Below are 3757 nucleotides of genomic sequence, written 5' to 3' on the forward strand. Positions count from 1 at the left end.
ATGTTTTAATAACTTCATTACTTTGTGATAATTTAAAAAAAGCATATCCAAACGCAATTGTTGACTATTTAGTTTATGAAAGTACCATTGCTGTCCTAAAAGGAAACACATCGATAGATAATTTAATTTTATTTAAAGAAAAGCATCGAAAAAATAAATGGGAGTTACTGAAATTCTTATGGCAAATTAGAAAAGCAAATTATGATATAATCATTGACGCTTATGCTAAAATTGAAAGTTTTCTACCAGTTATATTTTCAAAAGCTCCTACCAAAATTTCATTTGACAAAAAATCTAGAGGACTAATTTTTAATAAGTTGGTATTTAAATCACAGATTCCAACAAATAACTTGGGTTTATGTATAGAACAGCGGTTATCACTTTTAGATCCTTTAGAATTAAAGATTGAACTTGAAACCTTTCCTAAAATATATGTAACTGATGATGAAGCAGATTTTGCAAATAGCTTATTTGCAGAACACAACATAGACACTTCCAAAAAAACTGTAATGGTCAGCATTCTTGGAAGTTCAGAAGATAAGACTTATCCTCTACATTTCATGGCATCAATAATAGATGACCTAGCACTAAATTATGATGTGAATATACTTTTTAATTACATACCCAGTCAACTACCCGAGGCACTAACTCTGAAAAACCTTTGTAAGGCAGCAACTCAAGAAAAAATATATTTTTCAGTTTTAGGTAAAAAAATAAGGGAATTTATTTCAATTATGAACATATGCGATGTAATAATTGGTAACGATGGTGGTGCAATAAATATGGCTAAATCTTTAAGAAAACCTTCTTTTATAATTTTCTCTCCTTGGATAGATAAAAAAGGTTGGGCAACGTTCGAAGACGGCGTCAATAATGTCTCTGTTCATTTATCTGAGTATAAACCTGAAATATATCTACATAAATCTGCCAAGGAAATTCAAAATGAATATAAGAAATGGTACTTAGAATTTAAACCAACTTTTTTTAAAGAACTACTTGATAAATTTTATATCAACCACTTAGAAAATTCGAAATTAAAGCGAGATTAAATAATCATTATTTATTGTAATCAAAACTTTACAACTTATTAAAAGTAATTACTCAATTAAATTTCGAATACCATTTTCAATTTTAATAATTTTATTCTTTTTGTTATAGTTTCTAATTTTTAAGTTAAACTTGATTTTTTCGAGGTCCACATACTTTCGCTCGTGATGAAGATGAATACAGACTGCTAAATAGCGAATTTGTTTTGAGTTTAAACCTAAATTAGAAAGGCGTTCACCAAGCTCTCTATCTTCACCACCATAAGCTAAAAGTTCATTAAAACCATTAATTGCTACCAAATCTTCTTTAAATCCAGACGAATTATGTCCATTCCACGAAGCTTTTGTGGGCGTTACCCAATTCATAAAAGATGAAAAAAATCTATTTCTTATTAATTTGGTAATCTTAAAATTTAATTTTAAACCGTTTTTTATGAGCCAAAACACATTAAAGCAATCTTGTACTTCTATACTTTTACTTGTTATTGAGTTTGTTACTACTGGTGTTAATTTATAATATCCGCCAGACAAAAAATAACCTTTTTCTCTACGCTTATAATGTTGGTAAACAAAATCTTGGCGTGGAATACAGTCGCCATCGGAAAATATTAAATACGCTGCTTCTGACGCTACTATTGCTTTATTCAAAATTTTGCATTTTCTAAAACCAATATCTTCTTGCCAAACATGCTTTATAGGGTATCGAAAAGCATTTGCAAAAGACGCAACTACTTGCTTTGTGGCATCTGTTGAACCATCGTCTGCAATAATTACTTCAAAATCTGTATAATTTTGAATAGAATAACCTAGCAATACTTTGTAGAGTAAAGCTTCAGAGTTGTAGGTTGAAATAATTATTGATAATTGCATCGTACAATACTAACTAAATATAATGTAATTTTTAAAAAATTAAATCACTATTTTATTTTTACCACGATGTTTCCAACGTTTATGAGTCCAAAGATAAAATTCTGGAGCTTCAAAAATTTGCGCTTCTAGTTTTCTAAGAAACAAGTCGGTAATTTCATAATCGGGAATGGAACAAGCATTGTCTGTAAGTAATTCAAATTCTGCTTCATAAAAACCTCGTTTTACCTTCTTAATTTTCATGAACATCATATTCATATCAAATTTTTTAGACAACATTTCAGCTCCTGTGTGTACTGGTACTTCAATACCTAAAAAATAAGTCCAATAAATATTAGGTTTAACCTGCGGTGATTGATCACTGGCAAAACCATAAATTGCCTTTATTTTATTATTATAATTTTCTTCTACTACCTTTGCAGTGTTTTTACTATCTAAAAGTTGCGCTTTGAACTTTGATCTAATTTTGTGAATTAATTTATCAAAGTGCTTGTTATTTATTTTTTTGTAAATAGCAAATCCTTTGTTATTTATGTGATTGTTCATTGAAATACTCCACTCGTAACTTGCATAATGACCTGTCATCAAGGCAATACTTTTGTCTTGTTTTTCAATTTCTAAATAATAATCTAAATTAGTAAAACGAAATCTCTTTTCTATTTCTTTGGTGGATATAGACATTGTTTTAATCATTTCTAAAAACATATCGCACATATGTCTGTAGAATTTTTTTTCTATGATGATAAGCTCAAAAGTACTTAAGTGAGGAAGCGCTAATGCTAAATTCTCTCTAACTGTTTTTTTTCGATACCTCAATATTCGGTATGTTAGAACATAAAATGCGTCTGAAAGCCAATACATTATTCGAAATGGAAGTATCGAAATCAAAAGTAGAATGGGATAGGCAAATAAAAATACTAAAAACTGCATTAATGTTTATTATTAGTTAGATTAAAAATTCAAAATTATCAAATAATTTAAATTATAGATGCTTAATTTTTTGCGCACTATTTTTTCCGAATATATACAATGGTGAAATAGTAATTCGTTTAGTTGTTTTAAAATAATCAATAACCTCTGTTAAATTATTTCCTGGGCAAAATTCAAGTTTTTTCCATTTTTTACCTTCAACCGGATGCACATTCGTGAAATCTTTATAGTTAGATTTGGTTACATTCTTCCAAAAATTAAAATACTTGTCTACATCAAAATCATTATTATGACCCCAATTTTTAAGTTTAAAGTAAATTTCTGATTCTTCTCTAGCCCAAGTATTATGAACTACAAAAAAAGGAAGATAAACTTTTCTGGCGTATGTAACTCGTGCTGTTTTATAATCAATATAATTAGTTGCACAAGTAAAAGGTTCCAGTGGATTAGCTACATAAAGATAGCCACCGTCTACTTTCTTAAATAAATTAACAAAAAACAGACAAATCTGCACTTTATTTTTTTCAGGATTTACCAAGTAATGTGACTTACTTCTAAGAGCTGCCACAAAGGAACTAAAATTCACAAAATTCTCATCAGAATCTATTTGAATATACCAAGTTCCTGCTCCAAAATAGTTTGAAAGCATAGTTCTTTCACGCGTCTCATTTTGAATAGCAGTAAGATTTGGATCATAAAAATCATCTCTGTAAAATTCAATTTTATTTTCGGTATCAAATTTTTTTATCCAAGTAAAAAATTCGTCATCAATCTCAAACTTATTTCCGCTCCAAGTGTTATAGTTTTCATCAAGTGCTAAAACAATTCGATCAGAATCTTTATAAATCAAAGGTAGCGATTGTTTAAGAAATTGGTAATCGTATGAAACCAATAGTCCAACATTTATTTTCATG

Annotated in this window: 4 protein-coding genes; 1 reads left to right on the plus strand and 3 read right to left on the minus strand. The window is 28.7% G+C overall.

The genetic code is table 11. The features are described 5' to 3' along the window. Positions 1-1049 (plus strand): glycosyltransferase family 9 protein (locus DIU01_RS08350; RefSeq protein WP_290833414.1); only part of this gene is annotated, 1049 nt, incomplete at its 5' end. A 48-nt stretch (positions 1050-1097) separates the two neighbouring features. Here the strand turns inward: DIU01_RS08350 and DIU01_RS08355 are convergent. The 3 genes from DIU01_RS08355 to DIU01_RS08365 form a co-directional block, all read right to left on the minus strand. After that, the gene (locus tag DIU01_RS08355; protein ID WP_290833415.1) at positions 1098-1916 is read right to left on the minus strand and encodes a glycosyltransferase family 2 protein; all 819 of its coding nucleotides are present in this window, start codon (positions 1914-1916) and stop codon (positions 1098-1100) included. A 39-nt stretch (positions 1917-1955) separates the two neighbouring features. After that, complete coding sequence (locus DIU01_RS08360) at positions 1956-2843, minus strand: lysophospholipid acyltransferase family protein (RefSeq protein WP_290833417.1); 888 nt, start codon at positions 2841-2843, stop codon at positions 1956-1958. 52 nt (positions 2844-2895) lie between these two features. Next, positions 2896-3757, minus strand: an 862-nt coding sequence (locus DIU01_RS08365) for a hypothetical protein (RefSeq protein ID WP_290833419.1), incomplete at its 5' end; no start/stop codon positions are given.

It is taken from the genome of Flavobacterium sp., assembly GCF_003525665.1.
Taxonomy (GTDB): Bacteria; Bacteroidota; Bacteroidia; order Flavobacteriales; family Flavobacteriaceae; genus Flavobacterium.